Below are 2,748 nucleotides of genomic sequence, written 5' to 3'. Positions count from 1 at the left end.
GGCCAATGATCACGGAGTGCGGAATGCCCAAAGTCCGATTGGTATAGACATCAAGCAATTGCTCATCCTCGATCGAGACAGGAGCGCCACGTGTAAAAAGCAGCACGATGCCGCGATAGACCACCATCGCTCCCATGGTTGCGATGAAGGACGGCACCTTGCCTTTGGCCAGGAGAACACCGTTGATCAATCCGGCAACAGCACCGACGGCAATGGCGGGAATGATCGCCGCGGCGCCAAGGCTGTCAGCTGTCAATGCGGCTGCCAATGCCGCGAGTGCAACAATTGAACCGACCGAAAGATCGATTGAACCGGCCATGATGACGAAGGTCATGCCGAGCGCAGCAACCAGCAGCACCGTGCCCTGTTGAAGCACGATGAGAAGGTTGCTGAAGGTCAGGAAGCGTGGCGAGGCCATCGAGAAGATCACAATGAGCAGGACGAGCATGGCAAGCGGAAAGCCGCGTTTGACGACTTCGAACTTGGCATTGACGCCGGGTTCCCTGGTTGCGTTCGGTGTCTTGGTGGCGATCGAGGTCACGTTCGTTTCCATGGTCAGGCCATATGTCCAATAATGTCATGCTCGGTGGCATCGGCTGCCGTCTCGATGCGATGCGTAATTTGTCCTTGCCGGAGCACCAGCAAGCGGTCCGACATACCGATCAGTTCGGGCATGTCTTCTGATGACAGGATCACGGCGAGGCCCTGCGCCGCCTTCTGCCTGACGAGGCGATAGATTTCCGTTCGGGCGCCGATATCGACCCCGCGTGTAGGATTGTTGAGCAGGAGCAAGCGCGGCTGGACAGCCAGGCATTTGCCGATCACCACCTTTTGCAAATTACCGCCCGAGAGCGAACGGCAGGACGAATCGACGCTTTGTGTCTTGATGCCGATCTGGGCGATCAGGTCACCCGCGATAGCAGTGGCAGCGGCGCGATCAAAGAACGGCCCATGATGCGGCGGGCGGGCCATCACCAGATTGTCGAGGATACTGAAGTCGGCGATCAGGCCCTCATTGTGACGGTCACCCGGCAGGTAGGCGACGCCCTGTCCCCAGGCGAAAGTCGGACTCGACGGCGCATAAGAACCACCCGCAAGCTTCATCGAGCCACCACGCAAGGGCAAGTCGCCGCAAATGGCTGCGAACAGCGCCTCGGCGCCAGCGCCCTTCAATCCGGCAAGGCCGAGGATTTCGCCGGCATGCACATCCAGGCTGACGCCGCCGAGTTCTCGCCCAACGGCGACCTCGGAGGCTTCGAAGACAACAGGCTTGCCTGGATCTCCCGGCGGCCGCGGCGGATAGATGCTTCTGGCGAGCTCGCGCCCCACCATGCGGCGATGAATTTCATTCGGCTCGATCTCGGTCGTGCGATAGGTTCCGACATATTGCCCGTCTTTCAGGATCGTCAATTCATCCGCGACCGCAAGCACCTCGTCGAGATGATGAGACACGAAGGCGACGGTCATCCCCTGCCCCTTGAGTTCGCTGATGACGCGAAGGACAGCCTGAACCTCTCGATGATCGAGATAGGCGGTGGATTCGTCCAGAAGCAGGATTTTCGGATTTGTAGACAGCGCTCGAGCGATCTCGATGCATTTCAGCTCGCCGAGATTGAGGCGGCCTGTATCGGCAGAGACTGATATTTGCGCGCCGATCCGTTCCAGGATCGCTTGCGACGCGGCTTCCATACGTCTGCGATCGATAAAGCCGAGGGGGCCGGCGAACTGCCGCAGGCGATCGATGAAGATGTTTTCGGCAACAGTCAGCGAACGGTTGATCGTGATTTCCTGGTATACAAGCGATACGCCAAGGGCCGCCGCACCGATGACGCTTGGTGGTGCATAGCTTGCGTCATCCAACGTCATGACGCCGCTGTCAGGCCGCTCTGCGCCCGCAAGCATACGCAAGGTCGTCGATTTGCCGGCCCCGTTTTCGCCGACGATGGCGTGAACCATGCCGGGCCGAAGCACTACGGATACGCCGACCACGGCACGTGTCTGGCCGTAGCTTTTGCGCAGGTCGCTCGCAGCAAGTGTCATCATTGACTACGCCCAAATGCCAGGCAGGGCCTGCCTGCAACCGTGGGATTGCGGGCAGGTCCAATCGGACGTTCAGTTGCTATACTGCATCTCGAACACGGCCGGCTTGGCGTCCTTGTTGTAGAAGCGCGAGTGCTGCCGGAAATCATATGTCGGCACGCCGCCGGGAAAGTCCTTCTCGAACTGCGCAACGCGATCCTTGGTCAGCGGCAGCAGCTTCAGCTTGACATTGTCGGCGCCGGCGGGAACCGGAATACCCTTGATCTGATCGAAAAGGGCGACAAGGGCGAAGCCGCCCTGAAGCCAATGACCGCCAATATCGAAAAGCAGGTCGCCGGACTTTACCGCATCGACATTCTCGGGGTTGAGATCCATTCCGACGACCATAACGTCCTTGCCGGGCGCTTTCCCATGGTTCTTGAGCGCAGCCATCACGCCGGTCGCGGTGCCGCCATTCGCGGCCCAGACGCCGGTGATGTCCGGGTTGCCCTGGAAGAGGGATTCAAATGCGGTCTGTGACGTATCACGGACGAAATTGCCATCGACTTCGCCGGCGACGCGCACATCGGGCGCTTCCTTGAGAGCGTCTTCCAGCCCCTTGCGGCGATCAATGGCGACCGAGGTGCCGGCGGTGCCGTTCACCACGCCGATCACTTTCTTGCCATCAGGCCCCGGCTTGATGGCGGCGAACAGCGCCTTGGCCATTTG

3 protein-coding genes are annotated in these 2,748 nt (G+C 60.0%); all 3 read right to left on the bottom strand.

The window, feature by feature from the left end; translation table 11 throughout:
• The coding region (locus tag EN884_RS31945; protein ID WP_164895289.1) for an ABC transporter permease at window positions 1-553 on the bottom strand (553 nt) is incomplete at its 3' end.
• 2 nt (window positions 554-555) lie between these two features.
• Entirely contained in the window at window positions 556-2,043 is a 1,488-nt protein-coding gene (locus tag EN884_RS31940; RefSeq protein ID WP_063170564.1) for a sugar ABC transporter ATP-binding protein, read from the bottom strand.
• 69 nt (window positions 2,044-2,112) lie between these two features.
• Window positions 2,113-2,748, bottom strand: a 636-nt coding sequence (locus tag EN884_RS31935) for a substrate-binding domain-containing protein (protein ID WP_164895288.1), incomplete at its 5' end; no start/stop codon positions are given.

Source organism: Mesorhizobium sp. M7A.F.Ca.AU.001.01.1.1, from assembly GCF_004022735.1.
GTDB classification, from domain to species: Bacteria; Pseudomonadota; Alphaproteobacteria; order Rhizobiales; family Rhizobiaceae; genus Mesorhizobium; species Mesorhizobium ciceri.
Note: the sequence above shows the minus strand (reverse complement) of the source record. Positions and strands in the feature narration are given on the sequence as shown.